The 23,782-nt window shown below is 53.7% G+C and carries 21 protein-coding genes and 1 tRNA gene; 14 read left to right on the forward strand and 8 right to left on the reverse strand.

Annotated features, from left to right (window positions below; translation table 11 throughout):
* Window positions 1-89: 89 nt before the first annotated feature.
* A complete protein-coding gene (gene tkt / locus CKO12_RS02815; protein WP_200153222.1) occupies window positions 90-2,096 on the reverse strand; it encodes a transketolase in 2,007 nt (668 codons plus the stop codon).
* A 303-nt stretch (window positions 2,097-2,399) separates the two neighbouring features.
* Entirely contained in the window at window positions 2,400-2,957 is a 558-nt protein-coding gene (locus tag CKO12_RS02820; RefSeq protein WP_200153223.1) for a thioredoxin family protein, read from the reverse strand.
* 165 nt (window positions 2,958-3,122) lie between these two features.
* Between CKO12_RS02820 and metK the strand changes: the two genes are divergently transcribed.
* The 4 genes from metK (at window position 3,123) to CKO12_RS02840 (ending at window position 5,579) form a co-directional block, all read left to right on the forward strand.
* Window positions 3,123-4,313, forward strand: a complete 1,191-nt coding sequence (gene metK / locus CKO12_RS02825; protein ID WP_200153224.1) for a methionine adenosyltransferase — start codon at window positions 3,123-3,125, stop codon at window positions 4,311-4,313.
* A 75-nt stretch (window positions 4,314-4,388) separates the two neighbouring features.
* On the forward strand, window positions 4,389-4,667 hold the full coding sequence (locus CKO12_RS02830) for a BrnT family toxin (RefSeq protein ID WP_200153225.1): 279 nt from the start codon (window positions 4,389-4,391) through the stop codon (window positions 4,665-4,667).
* Window positions 4,642-4,914: a BrnA antitoxin family protein gene (locus CKO12_RS02835; protein ID WP_200153226.1), complete on the forward strand. Its 273-nt coding sequence runs from the start codon at window positions 4,642-4,644 to the stop codon at window positions 4,912-4,914. The genes CKO12_RS02830 and CKO12_RS02835 overlap by 26 nt, the downstream gene beginning before the upstream one ends.
* Before the next feature lie 20 nt (window positions 4,915-4,934).
* Window positions 4,935-5,579, forward strand: coding sequence for an FHA domain-containing protein (locus tag CKO12_RS02840; protein ID WP_200153227.1), 645 nt, complete (start codon window positions 4,935-4,937; stop codon window positions 5,577-5,579).
* 67 nt (window positions 5,580-5,646) lie between these two features.
* Here CKO12_RS02840 and hcp read toward each other — a convergent pair whose 3' ends face one another.
* Entirely contained in the window at window positions 5,647-6,936 is a 1,290-nt protein-coding gene (gene hcp, locus CKO12_RS02845) for a hydroxylamine reductase (RefSeq protein ID WP_200153228.1), read from the reverse strand.
* A 39-nt stretch (window positions 6,937-6,975) separates the two neighbouring features.
* Here hcp and ppnP point away from each other — a divergent pair, with 39 nt between their 5' ends.
* From ppnP to CKO12_RS02860, 3 genes are read left to right on the forward strand one after another with little or no spacing between them, the layout of a single operon-like run.
* Entirely contained in the window at window positions 6,976-7,446 is a 471-nt protein-coding gene (gene ppnP / locus CKO12_RS02850; RefSeq protein ID WP_242466174.1) for a pyrimidine/purine nucleoside phosphorylase, read from the forward strand.
* A gap of 45 nt (window positions 7,447-7,491) precedes the next feature.
* Window positions 7,492-7,812, forward strand: coding sequence for an EF-hand domain-containing protein (locus CKO12_RS02855; protein ID WP_200153230.1), 321 nt, complete (start codon window positions 7,492-7,494; stop codon window positions 7,810-7,812).
* 60 nt (window positions 7,813-7,872) lie between these two features.
* Window positions 7,873-8,814 (forward strand): cation diffusion facilitator family transporter, encoded by a 942-nt coding sequence (locus CKO12_RS02860; RefSeq protein ID WP_200153231.1) that lies wholly within the window; start codon window positions 7,873-7,875, stop codon window positions 8,812-8,814.
* Here CKO12_RS02860 and CKO12_RS02865 read toward each other — a convergent pair.
* Window positions 8,756-9,463 (reverse strand): alpha/beta fold hydrolase, encoded by a 708-nt coding sequence (locus tag CKO12_RS02865; protein ID WP_200153232.1) that lies wholly within the window; start codon window positions 9,461-9,463, stop codon window positions 8,756-8,758. The genes CKO12_RS02860 and CKO12_RS02865 overlap by 59 nt on opposite strands.
* Before the next feature lie 119 nt (window positions 9,464-9,582).
* Between CKO12_RS02865 and CKO12_RS02870 the strand changes: the two genes are divergently transcribed.
* Together CKO12_RS02870 and CKO12_RS02875 are read left to right on the forward strand one after the other, a co-directional pair.
* Entirely contained in the window at window positions 9,583-10,476 is an 894-nt protein-coding gene (locus tag CKO12_RS02870) for an alpha/beta fold hydrolase (protein WP_200153233.1), read from the forward strand.
* 75 nt (window positions 10,477-10,551) lie between these two features.
* Window positions 10,552-12,117: an isochorismate synthase gene (locus tag CKO12_RS02875; RefSeq protein WP_242466175.1), complete on the forward strand. Its 1,566-nt coding sequence runs from the start codon at window positions 10,552-10,554 to the stop codon at window positions 12,115-12,117.
* Window positions 12,118-12,143: 26 nt separating this feature from the next.
* Here CKO12_RS02875 and CKO12_RS14630 read toward each other — a convergent pair whose 3' ends face one another.
* On the reverse strand, window positions 12,144-12,443 hold the full coding sequence (locus CKO12_RS14630; protein WP_207146239.1) for a hypothetical protein: 300 nt from the start codon (window positions 12,441-12,443) through the stop codon (window positions 12,144-12,146).
* Window positions 12,444-12,653: 210 nt separating this feature from the next.
* On the opposite strand from CKO12_RS14630, the gene CKO12_RS02880 reads away from it, so the two are divergent.
* From CKO12_RS02880 to CKO12_RS02890, 3 genes are all read left to right on the forward strand, one after another.
* Entirely contained in the window at window positions 12,654-13,412 is a 759-nt protein-coding gene (locus CKO12_RS02880) for a PEP-CTERM sorting domain-containing protein (protein WP_200153234.1), read from the forward strand.
* 452 nt (window positions 13,413-13,864) lie between these two features.
* Window positions 13,865-15,691 (forward strand): 2-succinyl-5-enolpyruvyl-6-hydroxy-3-cyclohexene-1-carboxylic-acid synthase, encoded by a 1,827-nt coding sequence (gene menD / locus CKO12_RS02885; RefSeq protein ID WP_242466176.1) that lies wholly within the window; start codon window positions 13,865-13,867, stop codon window positions 15,689-15,691.
* Window positions 15,688-17,028 (forward strand): diguanylate cyclase, encoded by a 1,341-nt coding sequence (locus tag CKO12_RS02890; protein ID WP_200153235.1) that lies wholly within the window; start codon window positions 15,688-15,690, stop codon window positions 17,026-17,028. The genes menD and CKO12_RS02890 overlap by 4 nt, the downstream gene beginning before the upstream one ends.
* Before the next feature lie 34 nt (window positions 17,029-17,062).
* On the opposite strand, the gene CKO12_RS02895 is transcribed toward CKO12_RS02890, so the two are convergent.
* Window positions 17,063-21,145 (reverse strand): EAL domain-containing protein, encoded by a 4,083-nt coding sequence (locus tag CKO12_RS02895; RefSeq protein WP_200153236.1) that lies wholly within the window; start codon window positions 21,143-21,145, stop codon window positions 17,063-17,065.
* Between the two features lie 28 nt (window positions 21,146-21,173).
* Window positions 21,174-21,839 (reverse strand): protein-L-isoaspartate O-methyltransferase family protein, encoded by a 666-nt coding sequence (locus tag CKO12_RS02900; protein ID WP_242466177.1) that lies wholly within the window; start codon window positions 21,837-21,839, stop codon window positions 21,174-21,176.
* A 181-nt stretch (window positions 21,840-22,020) separates the two neighbouring features.
* On the opposite strand from CKO12_RS02900, the gene CKO12_RS02905 reads away from it, so the two are divergent.
* Both CKO12_RS02905 and CKO12_RS02910 read left to right on the forward strand, forming a co-directional pair.
* On the forward strand, window positions 22,021-22,914 hold the full coding sequence (locus CKO12_RS02905; protein ID WP_200153237.1) for an alpha/beta hydrolase family protein: 894 nt from the start codon (window positions 22,021-22,023) through the stop codon (window positions 22,912-22,914).
* Window positions 22,915-23,050: 136 nt separating this feature from the next.
* Window positions 23,051-23,127 (forward strand) — tRNA-Arg (locus tag CKO12_RS02910).
* 214 nt (window positions 23,128-23,341) lie between these two features.
* Here CKO12_RS02910 and CKO12_RS02915 read toward each other — a convergent pair.
* On the reverse strand, window positions 23,342-23,590 hold the full coding sequence (locus CKO12_RS02915; RefSeq protein WP_200153238.1) for a hypothetical protein: 249 nt from the start codon (window positions 23,588-23,590) through the stop codon (window positions 23,342-23,344).
* Between the last annotated feature and the right edge of the window lie 192 nt (window positions 23,591-23,782).

The raw sequence follows: 23,782 nt of genomic DNA on the forward strand, positions 1-23,782 counted from the left end.
GCTCCTAAATGGAATGAAAAACAGATGAAAAAATCAATCAAACTTGCGTGAACAAATTTGATTGATGTCATAAACACGAGGTCTGGAATTTAGAGCACGCTTTTTACAACGGCGACCAGATTCTCAACGGTAAAGCCAAACTCTTTGAATAATGCGCCAGCCGGTGCGGATTCACCAAAGCGATCAACACCGAGTATCGCGCCTTGGGTGCCCACATATTTCCACCAGCCATCAGTCACTGCGGCTTCAACTGCAACCCGCGCCGTCACTGCTTTAGGCAATACGGCTTCTTTATAGGCGGCATCTTGCGCATCAAACGCATTGGTGCAGGGCATTGATACCACGCGGATTTGTTTATCGCTCATGGCATCGGCAGCTTTCATTGCCAATTCCACTTCGGAACCGGTGGCAATAATGATTGCATCAGGTGTGCCGGCACAATCGCGCAATACATAACCGCCCCGCGCAATATCGGCAATTTGTGTTGCCGTGCGCGGCATGTGGGCGAGATTTTGCCGCGAGAAAATTAAACAACTCGGGCCGGTTTTGCGCTCAATTGCGAGTTTCCACGAGACTGCTGATTCCACTGCATCACAGGGACGCCAAACGCTCATGTTTGGAATCATGCGCAGCGTTGGAATCTGTTCAACGGGTTGATGCGTTGGACCATCTTCGCCTAAACCAATTGAATCGTGCGTGTACACAAAAATCGACGGCACTTTCATTAACGCTGCCATGCGTAACGCATTGCGAGCGTATTCGGAAAACATTAAAAAGGTTGCGCCATAAGGAATAAAACCGCCATGCAGAGAAATACCGTTCATCATTGCCGACATGCCGAATTCACGCACGCCGTAATAAACGTAATTGCCAGCCTCGCTGCCTTTACCAACGCCTTTGCAGCCGCTCCATAACGTTAAATTGGAACCGGCTAAATCCGCAGAACCGCCGAGTAATTCTGGCAGCAATGGACCAAATCCATTCAACGCATTCTGCGAGGCTTTGCGCGAGGCGATGGTTTCGCCTTTATCAATCACTGCTTGCACAAATGCGCCAGCTTGTGCTTCCCAATCGGCTGGCAAATCGCCCGCCATGCGGCGCTTGAATTCCGCAGCTTCCGCCGGATAAGCGGCAGCGTAGGCGGCAAATTTGTCGTTCCACGCCGTTTCAGCCGCTGCGCCGCGTGTTTTTGCATCCCAGCCTTGATAAACGGTTTCTGGAATCACAAACGGCGCGTGGTTCCAGCCGAGGTTGGCGCGGGTCAACGCAATTTCAGCATCGCCGAGTGCTGCGCCGTGACATTCTTCTTTGCCCTGCTTGTTGGGCGAGCCGTAGCCGATGATGGTCTGGCAGCAGATCAAACTCGGTTTATCGGTGACGGCGCGAGCCTGCTCAATCGCCGCTTTGACTGCCGCTGCGTCGTGCCCGTCAACCTTCGGAATCACATGCCAGCCGTAGGCTTCAAACCGCTGCGGCGTGTTATCGAGGAACCAGCCGGGCGTGGTGCCGTGACCGCGCACTTCGCCGTCAATCGAAATGTTGTTGTCGTCGTAAATCGCAACCAGCTTGCCCAAACCCAACGCGCCAGCCAGCGAGCAGGCTTCATGCGAAATGCCTTCCATCAAACAGCCATCGCCGAGAAAAACGTAGGTGTTGTGGTCAACGATGCTGTGATCGGGCTTATTGAATTGATTGGCCAGCGCGTGTTCTGCCAGCGCCATGCCGACGGCGTTGGTGATGCCCTGCCCCAGCGGGCCGGTGGTGGTTTCCACGCCGGGCGCGTAGCCATATTCGGGATGGCCGGGTGTTTTGGAATGCAGCTGGCGAAATTGCTTCAAATCCTCGAGGCTTAACTCGTAGCCGGTGAGATGCAGCAGCGCATAAATCAGCATGGAGCCGTGACCGTTGGACAGCACAAAGCGGTCACGATCAGCCCACTGCGGGTTGGTCGGGTTGTGGCGCATAAAATCGTTCCACAACACTTCGGCGATGTCCGCCATGCCCATCGGTGCGCCCGGATGACCGGAATTAGCCTGTTGCACCGCGTCCATTGCCAGAGCACGGACAGCATTGGCGAGTTCTTTGCGTGAGGACATGAAGCCCCTCCTGAGAGTGATGAAAAAAAATCAAAACTGACTGACCGTGACCACCGGCAGCGCGTTTTGAAACGAGACAATAACCAACATGCAATTTTACGCGATTGACGCCACAAGATTCTGATTTTTATAAAAACGCTATTGTGCATTGCACAATAGAGCTCTCAATGACGACGCGCTCAAAAGGTGTTCATTTTGAGCGAAAAACCCACCGCTCGGAATTCAAACAATCTGATAACGGGCACAAAGTAGTTTATCAGTTGCTTATATTGCAGCAACAGCCAACGGGTTGCTACGGCGCAGTCAGGTGCTGCGCCACTTGATCGAGCAGCCGATGCTGGGGATTTGCTCGACCGGGCCGCTGCCGGTCGCCGCCACCTGTTGCATCGCTACAAACAGATCGCGGCGGACATCAGCGGGAGCGGCTTCTTTGCGGCTGGCGTCGAGCCGACCGCGATATTGCAAGCCGAGCGCGGCGTTATAACCAAAGAAATCGGGGGTGCAGACTGCGCCGTAAGCGTGCGCGACGGCTTGCGTTTCGTCATACAGATACGGGAAGGGAAAGGCGAATTCGGCGGCGATGCGCTGCATGTTGTCAAACGAATCTTCTGGATAATCAAGCGCATCATTGGCGCTAATGGCCACGCAGCCAATGCCGAGCGCCGTCAGCTCCCGCGCATCACGAACGATGCGCTCCCGCACCGCCTGCACATACGGACAATGATTGCAGATGAACATGACCAACAAACCGCGCTCACCGCGACAGTCCTCTCGCGTCCACACCTTGCCATCAACGCCGCGCAGCGCAAACTCCGGCGCCAACTGCCCAAACGCACAAATCGGGGTTTCGAGTGAGGCCATGCTCACCTCCGCATGAATTGAGAACCGAGTGAAGCCGCACATGGTACCGAAATGTGAGACGCTGCCACCACCCAGATGAAATTTTGCGCCTTTTCCGCAAATCGCTATCATAGATCACACCATTAACCGCGCCTGTTGGCGTTGCGAGTAGGCAACCGAATACTTATGAGCAAGGATTACATTTTCACGTCTGAATCCGTTTCTGAAGGTCATCCCGACAAAATGGCAGATCAGATTTCTGATGCCGTTCTTGATGAAATCTATCGACGTGATCCGAATCACGCCAAGGCGCGGGTCGCCTGTGAAACGCTGGTAAAAACCGGCTTCGTGATGTTGGCAGGTGAAATCACTGTCACCGATGCGAACCTCAAAATCGACTATGAAAAAGTCGTGCGGCGCGTTGTAAAAGAGATCGGTTACGACAATTCCGATTGTGGATTTGATGGCAATAATTGCGGCGTCTTGATTGCACTCGGTGAGCAATCAAAAGACATCAATCAAGGCGTGGATCGGGCGACTGAAGAAGCGCAAGGCGCTGGCGATCAGGGATTGATGTTTGGTTATGCCACCAACGAGACCGATCTATTGATGCCAGCGCCAATTGATTACGCGCATCGTTTAGTCAAACGTCAGGCAGAAGTGCGCAAAAGTGGTGCTTTACCTTGGCTGCGTCCCGATGCGAAATCACAGATCACCATTCGCTATAGCGATGGCAAACCGGTGGCAATTGATGCGGTGGTTTTATCCACGCAGCACAGCGATACGGTGAGCGACCGCGATCTGTATGAAGGCGTGATGGAAGAGATTATTAAACCGGTATTGACGGGTACTGGCTGGCTCAATAGCAACACGCGCTATCACATCAATCCAACGGGTAAATTTGTGATTGGTGGCCCGGTGGGCGATTGCGGATTAACTGGGCGCAAGATCATTGTGGATACTTATGGCGGCATGGCACGGCATGGTGGCGGCGCGTTTTCCGGTAAAGACCCCTCAAAAGTGGATCGTTCTGCGGCGTATGCGGGGCGTTATGTGGCGAAAAATATCGTTGCAGCGGGTCTTGCGGATAAATGCGAGATTCAAATCTCGTATGCGATTGGCGTTGCCGAACCCACTTCCGTTTCAATTGATACCTTTGGCACCGCAAAAGTAGATGAACAACGGATTATTGAATTGATCCGCGCTCATTTTGATTTGCGTCCGTATGGCATCATGCAAATGCTTGATTTAACGAATCGTGACCTGATTCAATATCAGGATACGGCAGCGTATGGTCATTTTGGGCGCACCGAGCCGGGCTTTACTTGGGAACGAACAGATAAAGCGGAGATGCTGCGCGAAGCCGCTGGTCTCTGATTTGCACTCGCGGCGCTAAATTCCGTGATTGGATTGCCAATTTTGGCAATCCAACCTCTCAATTAACACCAATAAATGAAAATCACCTACGATTCAGTTAAAAATATGCGTAATATCGCCGAACGCAGTTTGAGTTTTGAACGGGCGTTAGCATTTGATTTTGAGACAGCAAAGTTTTGGCAGGATACGCGCCGAGAGTATTCAGAAGTGCGCATTGTAGCAATTGGTTATCTCGATAATCGCTTGCATGTATTGGTATTTAGCGAAATAACAGATGGCATTCGTATTATCAGTTTTCGTAAAGCAAATTTAAGGGAAGGAGTCACTCATGGTTTCACACTTACCCGTAATTGATGAAGATGACGACGTTGGCGATCTTTCTGAAATCGATCCAGCATTATTTCAGCCATTTTCGGTTTTGCCTGCCTCATTACAAATGCGGCTACGGCATCGCTTTGAAACCGAAACTCTTTCAGAAGAATGCGTCACCATTCATCTCTCACTAGATGTATTACAAACTTTCAGAGCCACTGGTGATGGCTGGCAAACGCGCATTAACGAAGCGTTAAAAGAGTGGCTGAGTACCCATTCACCAGCATAACGTTTTTAGAGGATTTATTCATGCTATTCAAAGTGTTTGGCAAAAAGAAAACAGATGATGATGAACCCGAAGTTGAAGAAAACCCCTTAAAAAAAATGGGTCAACTCAGTGTACTGATGAATTCATCTGGACGGGTGAATCTGCAAATTTTAGAAGGATTAGCTCAGAATTGTAGCCGCGAGGATTTTGTCGAATTTATTAAACATCCGGTGCTGGCTGGTTCTTCCATTCAGGCGGGTGAATTGGCATTGCGGCGCAATCTCAAAACACAGGAAGCGAATCAAACCTTCATTTTTGAAATGGATGTGAAAGATGAAGAAGACATGACGGCGCTGTCTGAAGCCTTAAAACATGCCATCTATCCGCTAATCAAAGAAGAAGGCACAACGCAGGCACAGAATATCTTTACAGTCGGTCGCATCAATGGCAACGATTTGATTATTCCCGATATTGCAATTTCTAAACGTCATGCAGTGTTGGAAATGAAAAAAGAAGTTTTCGTGATTCGTGATTGCGATTCTACCAACGGCACGATGATCAACGCATTCCGCATCAGCAACAAACCGCAACAAATTCGGGACGGCGATGTGATTTCTTTTGCGCGTTATGAATTTACATTTTTATCACCGAGTTCGTTGTATCGTCGTTTAACTGAAGAGGGATAGATAAACGCAGTTCTGTTTCCATAAAAAATCCCCCGTAATTGGGGGATTTTTTTGTATCCTATAGCCGTTATGCAGCTAAAGCACGTTGTAAATCACCTTGCGGATCATCACCTGTCAACCGCACATCAAACTCCTGTTGCAAAATTGCAAACACATTCGGCGTGATGAATGCCGGCGGATTGGGTCCCAGCGTGATTCCTTTTACGCCTAAACTCAGCAGCGTTAAAAAGACCGCTACGGCTTTTTGTTCAAACCAACTAATCACCAGCGTCAAGGGCAATTCATTCACACTACAATGAAAAGCATTAGCTAATGCGACGGCAACGGCAATCGCACCATAGGCATCATTGCATTGCCCCATATCCAACAAACGCGGTAAGCCAAGATGTTCGCCGTAATCATGCTCACGAATACGAAACTTGCCGCAGCCAAGCGTTAAAATGAATGAATCTGGCGGAGTGCTTTGCGCATATTCACTGAAATAATTGCGCCCTTTTTCTGCACCATCGCAACCACCAATCACAAAGAAGCGGCTGATTTTGCCCGCTTTTATGGCATCAATGATGGCTGGTGCGTGTTCAAGTAATACGGTGCGATGAAATCCAACTGTCGATTCACCAGTAATGCACTCTTCACAAGGCGCACAACGCAACGCTTCTGCAATTACCGGCGCAAAATCTTGATCTAAACGTTGACCATTCGGCACCGCCACGCTGCGCATTGTGTACAGCCGTCCTTGATAACTTTGCGGCGGAATGAGTACGCAATTAGTAGTCACAACCACTGGTCCCGGAAACGCGGCAAATTCTCTTTTCTGATTCTGCCACGCGCCGCCATAATGACCAGCAAGATTTGGATGCTGTTGGAACTTTTCATACATGTGCGCGGGGAGCATTTCGCCGTGCGTATAAACGTTAATGTCAGTTCCAGCGACCTGTTCCAATAGGTTCCATAAATCCAACAAATCATGTCCAGAGACTAAAATACCGGGGCCAGCGCGAGTGCCTTCTTTCACCTTAATCGGCGCTGCTTTACCAAATAATTCAAGGTGTCCAGTATCAAGTAATTCCATAACCCGCAAATTCATCTTGCCGCATTCTAAGCACATTTCTAGCAGCGTTTTCACATCAAAATTGACGTTTGTCATCGTCGCAAATAACGCTTCTTCAATAAATGCTGAGACCTGTTCATCGAATTGACCCAAGCGGCGGGCGTGATGCGCATAAGCCGCCATGCCTTTAAGGCCGTATAATAAAGTCTCTTGTAATGATTGCACATCGGCATCTTTACCGCACACGCCGGGCGAATTGACGCAGGCGCTCTGGTGGAACGTTTGTTCACATTGATTGCAATACATGGCAAATCTCGTGTCATCGTGGATTGGTGCGAGGTCAGTATGATCGCAAGCTGCCAGCAACGCGACCTTGATCTAAATCAAGGCGAAGTGTTGCAATACGAATCGGCGCTCAAATCTGCTATTCTCAACTCGCGCCGATTCGGAGCCGGCGCAACTCATCCGCCCTTTTTGCAGGATCAACTGAGAGCCATTCTGATGTCTGAATTCAGCAACGTGACCGTGACCAAACGGGCAAATCTTTATTTCGATGGGCGGGTGTCCAGTCGTACCCTGAGCTTTCCGAATGGAGCTATTAAAACTTTGGGTATTATGCAGCCGGGTGAATTTGAGTTTACGACTCATGCGCGTGAAGAAATGGAAATTTTGAGTGGTGAACTTGAGGTTTTATTACCCGATGCTGAGGATTGGCAGCGGATTGAGGGCGGAGAAACTTTTGAGGTTCCAGCGGAAGCGCGGTTTAGTGTGCGCGTGTTCGCAGTGACTGATTATTGCTGTTCTTTTCTCGATTAACTGCGCCAACAGTCACTTTTTTATCACTGCATTGCGGAGTGAATTATGATGTTTTCTCAACGTTATTTTGTATTGAGTATGACCCTTGCCAGTGCAATTCCACTCGCGCCACTTGCTGCGCAACCGGCAATGCCATTCGGGCCGCCGTCATTTGCCAATTTTGATTTGAATCACGATGGTGCAATTACCGAGAAAGAATTCGGTGAAGCACGCGCCCAGCGGATTAAAGAACGCTCGGAACAGGGCTATCAAATGCGCGGATTAGCAAATGCGCCAGCATTTGCAGAATTTGATCGCAATGGCGACGGGCGTCTTGATCCGACTGAATTTACGAATTTAGCTGCGCAGCATCGTCCACCGCGTTAATTTTATTGAGATCAATTCAATCAAAACAGATTGGATTGATCTCGCTGTTGAGACTTTTCAATGAATAACGCAACCAGATTAGCCGATGCCGCGACGACCGCAACGTTATTGCGTTTGGCGACCTATGCGTCAGTGGCGACGGCAAGCCTGTTAATTCTGGCGAAATTAGTGGCGTGGCTATTGACGGGTTCGGTGAGCGTATTAGCATCATTAGTCGATTCTTCAATGGATGTTGCGGCGTCACTCATCAATTTATTCGCCGTGCGCTGGTCGTTGCAGCCGCCCGATGCCGAGCACCGCTTCGGACACGGCAAGGCGCAGGCACTCGCCGCGTTGGGGCAGGCGACTTTCATCGCCGGTTCCGCACTCTTTCTCGGCTTACAGGCGCTGGATCGGCTGGTACACCCGCGCCCGGTCGCCGAGGTCGGGATTGGCTTGGGTGTGATTGGGTTTGCGATGGTGGCGACGTTGATTTTATTAGCGATTCAGCATTACGTCATTCGTCGCACCGGCTCGCCGGCGATCCGCGCCGATGCACTGCACTACGCCACTGATTTGATTACCAACGCCGCCACGCTGGGCGCATTGGCGTTGGCTGGCGCGGGTTGGGCTGGATTTGATCCGCTGTTTGGGCTGGCGATTGGCGCTTACATTTTGTACAGCGCCACGCAAATTGGACGCGAGGCGGTGCAGTTGCTGATGGATCACGAAATCCCCGCTGCGCAGCGCCAGCAGTTGGTCGCCATCGTGCGCAGCGTGCCGCAGGTTCATGGCGTCCACGATCTGCGCACCCGCCAATCTGGGCAAACGTTGATTGTGCAATTGCATTTAGAACTCGACGATCAACTGCCGCTGCTGGTGGCGCACGAGATCGCCGATGAGGTGGAAGCGCGGCTGCGGGCGGAATATCCCGATCTTGATCTCACCATTCATCAAGACCCGATCAGTCTGGTGGGGCGCGAGACCTCAGCGACTGGAGCGCAGCCGTGGTCAGTTGGATGATCCGCACCTGTCGCGCCGCCTGCTCCAGTGCAGCAGTTGACGCTGGCGCGGGGACACACAGCAGGCGGCAACGCCAATCGGTCGGTGCTTCAAAATCGCAGTGGTTCGCGCCAGCAATCCGCTCCAGTTGCGCACGGGGATTGGCAGCCACCACCGCCAGCCCGTTGTTTTGGGCATTGCACGGCGACGGCTCGCCGCTCAACGCCACCAGCGGCACCGTCAAATGCTGCGCGGCGGGAATCCCCAACTGCTCGGCGTCAACCAAATCCAGCGTCACCACGCCCACCGTGCGCGGATCAGCGCGACCTGCCAACAATGCCGCCAAACCACCTGCGGAATGCCCGACATAAATGACCCGCCGCGCTCCCAACGCCGTCGCCACCAGTTGCAAATCCCGCGCTTGGCGTTGATGAGCACCCGTCCACAGCCGCTGGTTGCAAGATTCCACCGTCACTGTCTCCAGTCCAGCGGCGGCGAGGTGCCGCGCCAGCTCACGGAAATGCGTCTGCTCGCGCCTAAAGCCGGGCGCAATGACCACCAATTCGCCCGGCACAGCGGACGCGGCTTGATACCGTTGATAACGCAAAAGACAGCCGCTGGCTGATCGCAAACTGGGCGCTGGCTGCACCGCCTTTGCTTCAGAAAACAAGTGGCTGCGTCCAATAGCGCAGCCGCCAAGAGCCAGACAAGCCAACAAGACCACTGTAGACTTCACTTGATTGCCCACCTGAGTTCATCAGTTCCTCATCCAGCCGAGATCATTCACCCATGACTGCTTTGCGCACTTCATCGACGCTCCCCGCTGCGCTTGCCGCTGATCGGCACGATTTTGCTTCCGCCAGCGCCGGGCGCATTCATTACTACGCCGACACTGCTGCGAGCGGACGCCCGCTGGTGTTAATCCACAGCATTAACGCCGCCCCCAGCGCCATCGAAATGAAACCGCTGTTTGAACAGTATCGCGGGCAGCGTCCAGTTTATGCGCTGGATTTGCCCGGCTTTGGACATTCCGAGCGCCGCGACTGCCGCTATTCGCCAGAACTATTCGCCAACGTGATCGCAGAATTTTTAGGGCAAGTGGTCAAGGTTCCAGCGGATTTAGCAGCATTTTCTTTGGGCTGTGAATTTGCCGCTCGCGCCACACTGGCACAACCCACGCTCGTCACCAGCCTGATTATGCTGTCACCGACCGGTTTTAACGTGCGCGGTTTGCCGACTGGTAAAGCGGCAGAACGGGCCTATCAATTCCTGAGCATTCCGGGCTTAAACGACGGTTTATTTGCCTTGCTGACCAGCCGCGCCAGCATCAAATTCTTTTATAATCAAGCCTTTGTCAACGACATTCCGCCCGAACTGGTTGATTACGCTCACGCCACCACGCATCAGCCGGGCGCGAAATATGCCCCGCTGTATTTCCTGTCAGGACAATTATTTACGCCGCAGGCCGGCGTCACGCTCTACAGCAAGGTGACGCAGCCGGTGCTGGTGTTATATGACAAGGATCCGAATATCGACTTTCACGAATTGCCCGATTTTCTCGGTCGCCACGCCAATTGGCGTGCCCAGCGCATCGCGCCCACCAGCGGGATGCCGCAGTGGGATCGCCCGGCGGAAACGACGGCGGCGATGAGCAGTTTTTGGGCATCTTTGCCCACGCAGTGAGCGCGACTGTCTGCGCTCCGGCATGGCATCACCTGCCATGCCCCGGCTCACTCTTGTGGTTCCGATCATCCACTCATGCTTGCACCGCTCCAAGTTTTAGAGCAGCTCCGGGCGCGTCTTGATGAGACGCTCGCCCTGCTCCCACTCGCCCAAGCAGACGGTTTCGTCTCGCTGATTCTCGAATTGCCGCACAGTGTGACCATTGCGCCGGAGTTGCCGGTGCCAGTGCCGCAATTTCAATTTGCTCACAATCATCGGGAAGAGCTGCGTGCCGGTTATGGCTGCGCGGCAGAATGGCGCACCGCTGGCGCAGCACGCTTGCCGGAACTGCGGGCGCTCGTGAGAGCTGCGACTGCCAATTGGGCGCAAATCGACCCGGATGAGACGGGTTTTGTTGGCTTCGGGATGCTGGGATTTGCGGCTGCGCCCGATCTCAAATCCCCCCAACCGGCCGATCTCAAATCCCCCCAACCCCCCTTTTTCAAAGGGGGGCTTGATGCTTCCTTTTCCAACGGGGGGCTTGATGCAGCTCATTTTGAAAAAGGCACCTTCAAATCTCCCCCCTTTGAAAAAGGCACCGCTTTATCTCCCCCCTTTGAAAAAGGTGGGGCGGGGGGGATTTCTTCCGCATTTCCGAACGCTTTATTTTGGTTGCCAGAGCTGGCGCTGTGCGGACAGGCGGGACAGGCGGCGTTAATTCTGACCACCGCGCTGCCAATCCCGCTGGAGACGTTGCGCCCACGTTGGCAACATTGGTTAGATCAAATCGTGCCGCTGCTGGCGCAAGGCGCTCTTGATCCGCTGACTTCAGCGCATTTGGAGCGCGGTTTGAGTGAACCGGATGCCGCGACTTGGCAACGGTTGGTCAACACCGCGCTCGCGGACATCGCGCACGGTGATTTAGAAAAGGTGGTGCTGGGGCGACGGCTGCGCTTGGAAGGGCAGCGCCGTTTTGATCTCACGCGCCTCAACGCGGCGCTGAGTTATCTGTTTCCGTCCTGTCAGCTCATCAACATTCGCCGCGAGGCAACCAGCTTTGTGGCGGCGACTCCCGAACGGCTGTTCACGCAGCACCGCGACCGGATTGAAGCGGACGCGCTGGCGGGTACCATCTGCCGCGCTGAAGACGCCGAGCGCGATGCCAATCTGACCTTGACGTTGCAGCACTGCGATAAGAATCGGCGCGAGCATCAAGTGGTTGTGGATGCCGTGACCTCGGCGCTGCGCCAGTGTTGTCTCCAGCTCGCGCCGCCAGAAGGGCCGCGTATTTTGCAGCTCAATAACGCGCAACATCTGTGGAGCATCGTGCGCGGACAGTTGCGCCCGGAGATGGATGTGTTTCGACTGGCAGAATTGTTGCATCCGACGCCCGCAACCAATGGTCAACCGCGTCAAAGTGCGCGGGATTGGTTGCAGCGCAACGAGCCGCTGGCGCGGGGTTGGTACACCGGCGCGGCTGGCATCGTGACTCCCGATTTCACTGGCGAACTGTGGGTGCTATTGCGCTGTGCGCAGATCAAGGAACGGGTGGCGGATTTGTACGCGGGTGCCGGCATCGTTGCCGGTTCGGACCCGGCGAGCGAATGGCAAGAAACGGAGCACAAGCTGGCGGCAATGTTGACGGCGTTGCAGTTTGCTTGAGTTTGGTTTGAGGTGTTGTTTTAGTGCTACTTACGGATTTTACGCCACAACACCTCAAATAAAAAATCACTTTTAATTTCAACTTGATGAGCAAAAACGTAAAATTTCTTGACAGTATTCGCTACAGCGCAATTTCTACATATACCTTTGAAATTAAAAAAGTTTTTATAAAAAACCACAATGGTTTCGGCATAAAGACAACAAAATTTTGTCAAAAAAATTAACATCTTGTTTTTAGTAACGCCGTAGCGTTTTGGATCGCTTTTTCTAAAAATATCTTTACATTCAAAAGGGTAGCGGTAGTGATGCACCGCATGTGCGGTCACTCTTTGTCAGGTTTTTTTACACCATTTGCCAAACGCGCACCGTCTCCTTGACCCTTATTATTGATTTTTAAGTAAATTATTTTTTGGTACAAAACATGCGTTTAGCTTGGACGATAACCGCACAACGGTCGTCAACATTAACTCACTCGGATTCAAAGTTCCGGTCAATTAAAAACACAGCGTTTTCACCCAAAATTGAGATTAAGAACCATGAAAAAAACAATTGCAGTTTCACTATTTGCCATGACTGTCAGCGGCTTTGCTAATGCAGCCATAATGGAAGTTTATTCCACCAATTTTACAACCACATCTGTTGCAGCGGGCGTGGGTGCGTCATTAGTGGGTGGTTTTATTGGCACGGCAACTGGCACTTATACTGCCAGCGACGGTAAGACTTGGGATGGTAATTATTTGAATGGCAACGGCGGACTGTCTACGTTGATTCTGAGTGATCTTCCGACTCATACCGGAGTCAGTATTGACATGTTGCTTGGATTTTTGAATTCATGGGATGGCTCTGGATCAACTCCGGGTGGCGTTTCACCAGACTACTTAAATATTGCGATTGATGGGGTCAATATTTTGCAAATGACTACTAACAACACCCCCTTAAACACTCCCTCATTTTTCGGTGGTGGAACACAACTTATCAATGATGGCGCGATTGACGGTAATACCTACACAAACACTACAGCAACCTTTGGAGATGATCTTGTGGATATGGCAACCGCTTCTGCACTCACCTTTGCACATACGGCGTCTACATTAAATCTTCAGATTGTTTCCACAGGCCCTGGTTGGCAAGGTTGGCCGGATGAAGGCTGGGGCATGGATTCGTTGTCCGTGTCTTTAACCACTGGCGATGTAGCTGTTCCTGAACCTGCTACTCTGGCTCTGTTTGGTATTGGTTTTGCTGGTTTAGGCGCAGCGCGGCGGCGGCAATTGAAAGCACATTCGTTGATGGCATGATCTAAAAGCGCATCAATTGGGTTGCCGCTGGGTGGCAATCCAATCCCACGCAACCCCAAGTTGTTATCCGTTATCGGAACACTTGGGGTTATTTTTTTATAGGCGCGTTTTGCCGCCATTCCCCCGCCACATCACTAGATACTGACGACCGTGCTCGTTTGTCAGTACGAACGTCACCACGCTCGCTCCCGCTACTTTGTATATTCACGCCGAGTCATCAACACGCTCGTTGCCGGGCGCTCGCGTTTTTCCTAAAGCTCACCGCGTTTGCAAGTAAAATTGCTTCAATACGCTTCATCATGTCAGTCACTCACCAGACCACCAGATTCATTGGAACTGGCTCAGTATTATTTTTATTGAATAAAATCAAGATGATGGTGTGATTTTGGCGAGTGAACGAAATGCGTAAGTCATCAGCAGTTATGCCGCTTTTCACAGGAACACTTCAGAACATGGCAATCTGTTACCAACCTTCTCCCATGAACGACACCGATCAAGGTTGCCGCAATCTCCGTTGGGCGCTGGCGCTACTTGACGGGCTAGTCTCCGGTGGTCTGCGGCGGTTGGTGTTTTCACCCGGCTCACGCTCAACGCCACTGTTATTAGCTGCCCAGCGCCAGCCCCTGATCGAACTCACTCCCATCGTCGATGAGCGCAGCGCCGCCTTCTTTGCGCTCGGTTTAGCACGAGCGGGCGGACGTCCCGTCGGCGTGTTATGCACCTCCGGCAGTGCTTTGGCGCATTGGTTTCCAGCCGTGATTGAAGCCTATGAATCGGAAATCCCGCTGATTTTATTATCCGCCGATCGTCCGCCCGAACTGCGCGGCTGGGGTGCCAATCAAACCATTGATCAAACTCGCCTGTTTGGTGGTTTTGTGCGCGAATTCCACGACCCCGGCCCGGCGGAAACGACCAGCGAGGCGCTCAAAACCATGCGGGCGCTCGGCGCTCGTGCTGCCGCCGTCAGCCTCGGCAACTGGCCAGGCCCAGTACATCTCAATCTGCCTTTTCGGGAACCGCTGGTGCCGCAAAACGACTGCGTTGCCGCGCCCAATCCGTTGCTCACCTTATCGCGCCCCACTCCCCCCAAAGCCGCGCCCAGCGCCGCAGAAGCGCCCACTTGGAACGAAGAAGTGGATGATTGGTCACACGATTTGGCGGCGATGATGGGCGGACGCGGCTTGATTTGCTGCGGGCCGGGCACCTGTTCACCGTTGAGCACTCTCAGCACCACCTCCAGCTTTGCCGAAGCACTGTGGGCATGTGCCGAACGCCTCGCCGTGCCCGTGCTGTGCGATCCGCTGTCTGGACTGCGTTTTGGCCCCGGCTCGCCGCACCGCATCACCCGTTATGACAGCCTGCTGCGCCAGCCCGCCACTGCCGCCGCCTTGAAACCAGATTGGATTTTGCGGATCGGACGCGCTCCGGTCTCCAAAACGCTGCTGCACTGGCTGGCGGACATCCCGACCATTTTGGTAGACCCCGGACAGGGCTGGAGCGATCCCAACAAAGATGTGCGAGTGCGGGTCAACGCCGATGCCACCAGTTTTTGTCACTGGCTGGCGACGCTGGCGCAGGACGGATCGCGCACCGTGTGCGATCCCGCGTGGACGGCGCAGTGGGCAGCGCATGAGCAACAGATCGCCGCATTAACAACGGCTTATCTCGAAGACGCGCCCTGGTGCGAAGCGCAACTGCTGACGGATTTGCTGGCGCAGTTGCCCGCAGGCGATGGGCTGCTGTGCGCCAATTCGATGCCGATTCGGCAATTGGATACTTGGTCGGGTAGTCGTGACGCCGCGCTCGGCATCTTCGGCAATCGCGGCGCGAGCGGGATTGATGGTCAGTCCTCCACGCTGGCGGGACTCAACGCCAGCGGGATTCCGGTCAGCGGCTTGTTGGGCGATTTGTCTTTTTTCCACGATTTGAGCGGATTATTGTTGCTGCGCCAGCTCGTGCGCCCCTGCATCGTGATTAACAATGGCGGCGGGCGGATTTTTGATTATTTGCCGCAACACGGCTTACCCGAGTTTGAACGGCTGTGGCGCACGCCGATTGATGTTGATCTCAGCGCCCTGCTGCGCCCTTTTCAGATTCCGCACTGCATCGTCAGCACCGGCGCTGAATTCCACGACGCACTGGCTGACTGCCTCCAGCGCCAACAGGCCAGCGGCGTGATTGAAGTGCGCGTGGATGCGACCGTCAGCCGCGCCGTTCATCATCAATTTTGGCGCGAGCTGCAAACGCAACTGTTCACCACCAGCGCGAGATCACTATGACCATTTCTGCCTCACCGTTCGCTGGCTCAGGACTGATTTTGCTGGCCGTCGTCGTTGATGCCGACTATCAGCATCTGCAGCAAGTGCTGCATCCCAATTATCAACTGGTCCGCACCGCTTCTGGAGCTGACGTGGTGGCGCTGGCGCTGGAATCCGCTCCTGATTTGATTTTGCTGGATTTACATCTCGCGCCGCTGGATGGTTACGCGCTGTGCGCTCGTCTCAAAGCAGAAGCGCGAACCGCCTCGGTGCCGGTGATTTTGTTGGCGAATCACGAAGCGCGAGAAGACGAAGTGCGCGGGCTGGAACTCGGCGCGATTGATTTTTTGGTCAAGCCGGTTGATCCCGACATCTTGCTGGCGCGAGTGCGCAACCATTTGGCGCTCAAGCGCATTCAAGATCATTTGGAAGCCACCAATCGCCATTTAGAATCGCTGGCGACCACCGACACCTTGACCGGTTTGGTGAATCGGCGCGGTTTGCTGGCGCGGCTAGAAGTGGAGTTTTCCCGCTCGCAGCGGACGCAACATCCGTTTGCGCTGGCGATTTGCGATCTCGACCATTTCAAACACATCAACGACACCTACGGGCATCCGGCGGGTGATCGCGTGTTGGCAGCATTTGCGGCGACGCTGAAAGACAATCTGCGCAACATTGATTTAGCAGCGCGGTGGGGCGGCGAGGAATTCGCCATCGTGTTGCCAGAATCGGATGTCAACGATGCGCTGATTCCGCTGGAACGGATTCGGCAGGCGGTGGCAGCGTCACGCATTCGCCACGGCGCACAAGAAATTCAAGTCACCGTCAGCATCGGCGTGGCGAATTACGACAGCGCCACCGCGCTGGCAGAACATCTGTTGGAACGCGCCGACTCCGCGCTGTATCGCGCCAAAGCCGGCGGGCGCAATCGGGTGCTGTGCGCTGCGCCCGCGCTGCCAGAAGCCTGTTTCAAATTGGTGTGGCATTCGTATTACGCCAGCGGTCATGCGCAAATTGATGCGCAACATCAAGGCTTATTTCAGGATGCCAATGAATTATTAGTGGCGATTTTAGAAGCACATCCGCGCTCCCAAGTGCTCATCGTCGCCCAGCGGCTGTTAACGGATGTCGAAACACATTTTCACGATGAAGAAGTGATTTTAGAAGCGATTGGATATACGGAATTAGAAGCGCATCGGGCAATTCACGCTGGCTTGATCACGCAGGGAACCACTTTATTTGATGCGCTGCAACGCGGCGAGGGTGAATTGGGAGCGTGGTTTCAGTTTTTAGCGCATGAAGTCGTGGTGCGCCACATGCTGCAAGTGGATCGGGATTATTTCCCGTTATTAAAATAAATGCTTCTGCGTGATAAGCGATGCTGGCTCGCCATTATTCCGCAGCGCGTTGCTGCAACCAAGTAATCAATTCGGGCATCGGCATCGCTTTAGCAATTAACCACCCTTGCACTAAATCGCAACCCAAACCACGAATTAAATCTAAATCCGCTTGTGTTTCCACGCCTTCCGCAACCGTCGTTAAATTCAGTTTGTGCGCCATATCAATGCTGGCTGCTAAAATTGCCCGCACCGCCGGGCGTTCCGCAGCGCCCTGTACAAAGCTGCGATCAATTTTGAGTTCTCCAAACGGAATCCGCTGCAATTGTTCCATTGAAGAATAGCCGGTGCCAAAATCATCAATGGATAACTTAAAGCCTTTAATTCGTAGCCGCGTGAGCACGTCCATTGAAATATCAAGATCAGATAAAATGGTGGTCTCGGTAATTTCTAAAATTAAATGTTCTGGCAATAACTGCGATGCCTGCAAACTCTCTACAATAAACTCCGGCAAATGAATATCGGATAACCAAGTCGCCGATAAATTAAAGGCAATCACTAACCGAAATCCAGCCGTAATCAACGCATCGCAATCTTGCACCGTTTTTTCTAATAAGCGCCGCGACAACGGCGCAATTAACCCATAACGTTCGGCCGCACTGATAAATAAATCCGGGCGGATCATTTGCCCGCCATGCTGCCACCGCGCCAGCGCTTCCACGCCAATCACCTCCAGCGTGTTGGCGTCCACCTTGGGCTGAAACACCATGCTGAATTCATCAAGCGCTATGCCTTCCCGCAAATCGGCAGGCGTGATCTCCGGTGCCAAGACCGGCATCGAGTGCCGCATCAATTGACGGCGGGTTGCTGTCAACAGCTCCGTCAGCACCTCGCGGGTCAACGGTTTGCGCACTGCGCCACGCAGATGCAGCCCTTTGGAACGCGCCAAATCTGCCACCGTGTGCAGCAACTGCGCGTCCACGCCGCTGGCAATAATCAGATCGCCCGGATAACCGGCATGAGCGAGACAGCGTAAAAATTCAATGCCGTCCATGCCCGGCATCTTCAAATCGGTAATCAACAGATCAATTCCGGTGCTGCCGGCGCGTTCGATGGTGAGCAGCGCCGCCTCGCCGTTGGTGACGGTGAGCACTTCGCTGATGCCCAGCGCCGTCAGCAGCAAACTGGTTTGACGCCGCACAATCGGATCATCGTCAATAATCAGCGCGTTGTACGGGCGCAACTCCGACGGTAAACACGGCGACACCTCCGCGAGCGGGCGCACTTCGGTTGGCGCGGCATGAATGCGCTCATTGAGCGTTTCCACGTCGTTGAGGGCGTGTTCCAGCTCCGTCAATAACGGCAATACCGCATCTAACCGACCGGCATTGACCGCCGTTTCTAAACGATTGGCTTGCGTCGCAAAATAAAACGCGCCGATCACCTGTGCCGAGGATTTCAATTTGTGCATCAGCAACGCTAAATCCCGCGCTGCGCCGGAGCGCAATAATTGGCGGGCGCAGTTCAAATCGGTGCGGGTGGTGGCGGTGAATAAATCGACCAATTCCTGCATGTGCGGCGGGCTGAGTTGACCCAGAATGCGGATCAAATGACTGGTGTCGAGAATTGCGGTGACATCCGTCGTGACCAGCGCCGTCGTCGTTGCTGCGTCCGGCACCGGACGCGCAACGTATTGCGGCAGCCACTGCACCAGCCGGTCTTGGAGCGCGGTGAGCGTGATCGGTTTGTATAAAACATCATTGATGCCCGCCGCTAAACATTGCGCTTTCACTTCTGGCAAGACGGCAGCCGTGAGGGCGAGAATGGGTAAATAACCGCCTTGTTCCTGTTCACCGGCGCGAATCGACCGCGCTAACGCCATGCCATCCATGCCGGGCATATTGAGATCAGTGAGTAACAGATCGTGCGTCCCAGCTTTCCATTTGGCGATGGCGCTCACGCCGTTGTCGGCGATGTCCACCCGATAGCCCAGCAGCTCCAATTGCATTTTGAGCAAGATTTGATTGGTGGGGTTGTCTTCGGCGATCAAAATCAGGGGCGGCAACGCGGGATTGAGGGGCGCGGCAGCGCGAGGCTGCGCAGTTGCTCGCCCCTGCGTCAATTCTTGAATCACCTGTTGCGCCACCGCCCGCTGCCGGGCGGCATCGAGAATGCTGGCGTAGGTGGAGGTCAAAGAGTGCAGGAAATCGACTTCGGTTTGGTCATAACCGCCGGGGCGATTCGCCAAACCCACGACGCCCAATAAATGGTCGCCGGTGCGAATCGGCATCCCTAAAAACGCATGAATCGGCGGATGTCCGGTGGGAAACGGTGTGGTTTGGCGCGAGGTCTCAAAGTCATTCACGATCACTGCTGCGCCAGCTTCCAAAATGGTGCCAAACAGGTTGTGAATATCCTGAAATACCATGCCATTGCGCTGGGCAAGATCGAGCAGGTGATAGGTGTGTTCCGTCCACGCAATGCCGCTGATCGCCTGCGGGCGAAAGCCTTGGCTGCCGTCTGGTTGTTCATACACTTCCAAAATCAGCCCGTGCGCACTCTTGGTCAGAATCAGCAACCCGTCCAGCAACAGCGACGAGGTGGCGGCAAGGTCTTGGGTGGCGATGAACTGCGCGAGCGCCTGCCGCTGTAATTCCAACAAACGACCGTCGCGTTTTTGTTCACTCAGCAAGCGTTTTTGCTCAGTGATGTCGGTGCGGATTGAGATGTAGCGTTCGGGTTGACCGTCGGCGTTAAGAATTGGCGCGATGGTCGCCTGCACCCAATAGGCGCTGCCGTCTTTGCTGCGATTTTTCACCTCACCTTGCCAGATGTGTCCTCGCGTGATCGTGCGCCACATGCCTTCAAACAGCGCCGGCGGGTGATAGCCGGATTTAATCAGGCGATGGTTGCGTCCAATCAGTTCCTCGCGCCGATAGCCGCTGATGTCGCAAAACTTGGAATTGACGCTGATGATGGTGCCGTCGGTGCTGGAAACCGAGACGATGGCATGACGATCAAGCGCCTTTTTCAGATCGCTGAGTTCGCGCCATGCCCGCCGCCGTTGCTCATAAATCGTCTCAAAGCGGCGAAACTGCCGCGCCCGGGTGACGGTTGCCAGTGTCAATTGCGGCGCGGTGACGGGAACAAATAACTGGGGTTCGCCATTGGCATCGCACGCGGCAAGCTGTTGAGTGTCCGCCGTTGCGAGATAAGTCACCGGCAGCCGCGCAAAGCGTTTGTGGCGGTGCAGTAACGCCATCACATCGCTGCCGCGACAGGTGGGCAGCGTGACGTTAACGACGCACATTTCCGGTGCAAAATCAAAAACCTGTGTCCACACTTCGGCAGGTTCACTGCCCGCCAGCACGTCACAACCGGCGGCGCGTAAGTGCGTGATGTGCTGTGACAACTGCGGCGGCGCATCCAGCACCAGCACGCGATATGGCTGGCGCGGCGACCACGCCAGCCCGGTTAATTCGCTGAGTAACTGTTCGCAACTGACCGGCGCATCCAATAACACCTGTGCTCCCGCCTGCCGCGCTGCGAGCTGGGGCGCAAAGTCGTTGCTGCTCAACACGGCGACGAATAACGGCACCTCGGTGGCGGACGGGGGACATAAGGCTGAGAGCGCGGCGGCATGTTCAGTCAGCCACTCCGCGCTGCTCAATACAATCACCTGCGCTAACTTGGTCTGGCGCTGGCGCAGAAAGGGGAGGACGTGCGCGGCGAGTTGACGCTCGACGACAAAGCCGAGCGCCCGCAGCGTGGTGGAGAGCGCGACCTCCACGCTTGCCGCGCCAGCATCTTCTTCTACCAATACAAACAACCATTCATGCGGTGCAGCAGGCAGCAGGTTGAGGTCTAAGGTGCTGAGGTGCTGCCCTTGTTCCAATAACGTTGCCAATTCCTCTGCCATTTGCAACACCGGCACCAGCCGCTGCAACGGCGGGGTGTCGCGCAGAAATTCGCCCAACACGCTGACCAAGGTCTCGGCGCGTCCAATCACTTCGAGCCAGCCAGTGCTGCGATAGCGTTCCAGAATCTGCCGCCCTACGTCGGCTAACTGAGCTCCGGACTGATGTTCCCAACCGCCGCTGGTAAGCAATTCGATCAAGGTGCGCAAATGCTGGGTCATGGGCGTCGCTGATGATGAATAGAGGTTTTTAGAAAACAAACCGTTCTGGTTCGGGTACGCCACGCAGTGCTGGGATGTTGGTTTCAAAGAGCGTGCGCCGCTCAAATTTTTGGGCACGCAAGCGCGTCGTCAAGGTTGCTGCCATCGCTGGCGCTTCGCCAATGATACAAAATAGCCGTCCGCCGACCGTGAGCTGTTCTTGCAGCGCCGGCACCAGTGCGGACGTCGGCAGTGAGCCGGTGACGACAATCACATCAAAAGGACCGCCCGCTATCGTTCCGGCTAATCCATCGGCGTCGCGGATTTCCACGCCTTTGAGTTTCAAGGTCGCCAACCGCGCTCGCGCCGCTGCTGCCAGCGCGGGATCAATCTCCACACTCAACACCCGTCCGCCCAACTCCCGCAAACAGGCGGTGACATAACCACTGCCGGTGCCGATTTCTAACACGCGCTCGCCGGGCTGCACTGCCACCGCTTGCAAGAGGCGTCCGACCACTGTTGGCGGCAGCATCTGCGCGGTCGCGGTCAACGGCACGGGTAAATCGGCATACGCCAAACCTTGATAAGCCTCTGGAACAAACTGCTCGCGGGCAATCGCTGACATCGCTTCCAAAGCGCGGTCATTGAGCACGTCCCAAGGGCGCACTTGCTGTTGAATCATGTTGAAACGGGCGTGGGCAAAGTGGTCAGTCATGGCGCTGGTCGTCCTCTAAACAGGTTGTCTTTTTTTAGGTGGGCACAGTTTAATTGATCGCCGCTGGTGCGGGCGTAACACAGTTCACACTAGGAACAGTGCGGCAGTGCAGTTTACTGGATACGCTACAGTAGTCAGCACTGTGATCAAAACTGAGTAGCATCACGAGAGGTTATCCGCTATGAACATTTTTCGTTTTTGTATATCCGCATTAACCGCAGTATTGTGTGTATCTGGAACGGTTAGCGTGATGGCAGATAGTGCAAAACCAACTGTAGAACCCAATTATACAGTGCGGGTGTATAGCATTACCTTATCGCGCAATGATCCGACTGATGTTTATCTGCCATCTATTCGCACCAGCCAGCGCAATAAGTTTATTGATGCGTTTCCTTTAATTACGCTGTTGCAGGGTGCAAATGTCGATAAAGCGCATTATAAAACGCTCGCTCGTTCATTAGCACGACGGGGCTTTGTGGTGGCCGTTCCTAATCATGCTCAAACTTTTCCCGGAATGCCCGTTGCGGGATTATTCAGCGACGTTCACGTTGTGACTGATGTACTGGCGGAAATGAAAACAGAAGATGGTGATTCTAAATCACCGCTGTATCGGATTGTTGATACGGAGCACATGGGTTTAATTGGTCATTCTTTTGGTGGCGGAATTGGTCTGTATGCGCTGGCAAAACAGTGTGATCCACCGATCTGTGATGCCACTTATGAACGTCCAAGCGCATTGCGGGCGGCAGTATTTTATGGAGCCCATTTAGTCAATGCCGATGATACGGTCACTGATCTTGATACGTCTGATGTCGCAGTGGCGCTGTTGCAAGGCACAAAAGATGGCGTGGCAACGCCCGATGAAGTGAGTCGTACCTTGCCGATATTGGAATTGCCACAGGCGTTAATCAGTATTGAAGGCGCAAATCACTATGCTCTTTGCGATACCAATAATCCCACTGGAGCGAGTCCTGATCCAAGCGATCCTGCGCTTGATCAAGCAGATGCCATTGATGCGGTCAGTCGTTGGGCTGAACTGTGGTTGCGACCACGCTTAAAGGGCGCTGTGCGCTAATTTGCGCAACAACGATGCGTACTTGCGCCTCATTTTTTTGCGCCAGTTGCTGTCAATCTACCGCGAGCGCAGCGAAAAATCCGCGTTTGGGCATTGACAGCAACAGCGGTTATCTGAATAATCCGCAGCTCACCAAGCGCCCGTAGCTCAGCTGGATAGAGTACCTGGCTACGAACCAGGTGGTCGGGAGTTCGAATCTCTCCGGGCGCGCCAAATCAAGTCTTATGATCAAGCGGTTGTCGGTTTTCCGATACCGCTTTTTTTTGCGCTCGGATTCTCTCAAAAGAGACTTTTTAGGCGTTAATTCATTTCGATGGGTTGCGTTTCACCGCGTCACATGCAACGCCAATAAGCGTTGCAAAATATCCGTGTCATGCACTGCCGCCGCAGTATCTTCCCAGCCATACGCCGCCACCACCGCACGATCTCATTGCTCATGCGCATTCACCAGCCACGCAGGTTTTTGATTATAAAAAGTGGTCAAGGTGCGCTGGTTTAATTGCGCAGTGTATTCCGGTTTGGGAATGATGCGCTCAGGATAACCGGCAATCACTTCGGGCTGGCGCTCAATCCATTCTGGCAGATTGAACCAATTCTCACGCAATTGATTTAATTTGCACGCAGCTTCAGCAATTGCAAGCGCATGATGGCGATATTCTGCTGCAATAATTAGCATCAGCGCACCGCTGGCGTGTGGTTTCAATGTGGTTTTTCTTTTGAGCATTAAAATAAATTGCCATTATCAAAGCCTTTTCTACTGCCACTTTGATGGTTAACGTGACGTAGTTGCGATACAAGCGTTTGATTGAGTTGTCAGTTGGCGGCAACAACGTTGTTTTTACTGACAAGCGCCAACTGATAACTGATG

Origin of the sequence: Chromatium okenii, assembly GCF_016583745.1 — a bacterium.
Lineage (GTDB): Bacteria > Pseudomonadota > Gammaproteobacteria > Chromatiales > Chromatiaceae > Chromatium > Chromatium okenii.

Bases quoted from the DNA above. Each gene is read 5' to 3' on its own strand.
- CKO12_RS02895 (WP_200153236.1), bottom strand. From the start codon at position 21,145: ATGACCCAGCATTTGCGCACCTTGATCGAATTGCTTACCAGCGGCGGT.
- ppnP (WP_242466174.1), top strand. From the start codon at position 6,976: ATGATCGCAAGCTGCCAGCAACGCGACCTTGATCTAAATCAAGGCGAA.
- CKO12_RS02855 (WP_200153230.1), top strand. From the start codon at position 7,492: ATGATGTTTTCTCAACGTTATTTTGTATTGAGTATGACCCTTGCCAGT.
- CKO12_RS02830 (WP_200153225.1), top strand. From the start codon at position 4,389: ATGAAAATCACCTACGATTCAGTTAAAAATATGCGTAATATCGCCGAA.
- CKO12_RS02870 (WP_200153233.1), top strand. From the start codon at position 9,583: ATGACTGCTTTGCGCACTTCATCGACGCTCCCCGCTGCGCTTGCCGCT.
- CKO12_RS02875 (WP_242466175.1), top strand. From the start codon at position 10,552: ATGCTTGCACCGCTCCAAGTTTTAGAGCAGCTCCGGGCGCGTCTTGAT.
- hcp (WP_200153228.1), bottom strand. From the start codon at position 6,936: ATGTATTGCAATCAATGTGAACAAACGTTCCACCAGAGCGCCTGCGTC.
- CKO12_RS02820 (WP_200153223.1), bottom strand. From the start codon at position 2,957: ATGGCCTCACTCGAAACCCCGATTTGTGCGTTTGGGCAGTTGGCGCCG.
- CKO12_RS02840 (WP_200153227.1), top strand. From the start codon at position 4,935: ATGCTATTCAAAGTGTTTGGCAAAAAGAAAACAGATGATGATGAACCC.
- CKO12_RS02860 (WP_200153231.1), top strand. From the start codon at position 7,873: ATGAATAACGCAACCAGATTAGCCGATGCCGCGACGACCGCAACGTTA.
- CKO12_RS02880 (WP_200153234.1), top strand. From the start codon at position 12,654: ATGAAAAAAACAATTGCAGTTTCACTATTTGCCATGACTGTCAGCGGC.
- CKO12_RS02835 (WP_200153226.1), top strand. From the start codon at position 4,642: ATGGTTTCACACTTACCCGTAATTGATGAAGATGACGACGTTGGCGAT.
- CKO12_RS02900 (WP_242466177.1), bottom strand. From the start codon at position 21,839: ATGACTGACCACTTTGCCCACGCCCGTTTCAACATGATTCAACAGCAA.
- menD (WP_242466176.1), top strand. From the start codon at position 13,865: ATGGCAATCTGTTACCAACCTTCTCCCATGAACGACACCGATCAAGGT.
- tkt (WP_200153222.1), bottom strand. From the start codon at position 2,096: ATGTCCTCACGCAAAGAACTCGCCAATGCTGTCCGTGCTCTGGCAATG.
- metK (WP_200153224.1), top strand. From the start codon at position 3,123: ATGAGCAAGGATTACATTTTCACGTCTGAATCCGTTTCTGAAGGTCAT.
- CKO12_RS02915 (WP_200153238.1), bottom strand. From the start codon at position 23,590: ATGCTAATTATTGCAGCAGAATATCGCCATCATGCGCTTGCAATTGCT.
- CKO12_RS02905 (WP_200153237.1), top strand. From the start codon at position 22,021: ATGAACATTTTTCGTTTTTGTATATCCGCATTAACCGCAGTATTGTGT.
- CKO12_RS02890 (WP_200153235.1), top strand. From the start codon at position 15,688: ATGACCATTTCTGCCTCACCGTTCGCTGGCTCAGGACTGATTTTGCTG.